Source organism: Tersicoccus phoenicis (assembly GCF_001968835.1).
GTDB classification, from domain to species: Bacteria; Actinomycetota; Actinomycetes; order Actinomycetales; family Micrococcaceae; genus Tersicoccus; species Tersicoccus phoenicis.
This window is the reverse complement of sequence record NZ_MRDE01000056.1, coordinates 1-334: the sequence shown is the minus strand read 5'-3', so window position 1 is coordinate 334 and position 334 is coordinate 1. Positions and strand designations below refer to the sequence as shown.

The following is a 334-nucleotide window of genomic DNA, read 5'->3' as shown; positions in this document are numbered from 1 at the left end:
TGGTCCCGGCCCCGTGGGCGCGGGAGCTGGTCGATGGCCGGACCGACGTGTTCCTCCGTCGCTTGTTCCTGGCCCCGGACACCGGGCAACTGGTCGGGATGGACTCGCGGGCCCGGTTGATGCCCGAGGGGTTGCGCCGGTTCATCCAGGTCCGGGACCGGACCTGCCGGACCCCGTGGTGTGACTGGGCGGTGGGACGAATTCCGGGCCGGTGATTCCCTTCATGTTTCAGGCCGCTCTGCGTGACGCGTACCAGGCCTGTTCGAATTCATTCGGGGTCCGGTAGTCGAGCGCTGAATGGATTCTCTTTTGATTGTACCGCAATTCGATGTAC

At 65.0% G+C, this 334-nt stretch carries 1 protein-coding gene and 1 pseudogene; one reads left to right on the top strand and one right to left on the bottom strand.

Annotation, left to right across the window (positions count from 1 at the left end; all coding sequences use genetic code 11):
- Nucleotides 1-215: pseudogene (locus tag BKD30_RS08500) on the top strand (HNH endonuclease); the annotation flags it as partial.
- Nucleotides 216-228: 13 nt separating this feature from the next.
- Here the strand turns inward: BKD30_RS08500 and BKD30_RS17085 are convergent.
- Complete coding sequence (locus tag BKD30_RS17085) at nucleotides 229-324, bottom strand: hypothetical protein (RefSeq protein WP_408033364.1); 96 nt, start codon at nucleotides 322-324, stop codon at nucleotides 229-231.
- Nucleotides 325-334: the final 10 nt, after the last annotated feature.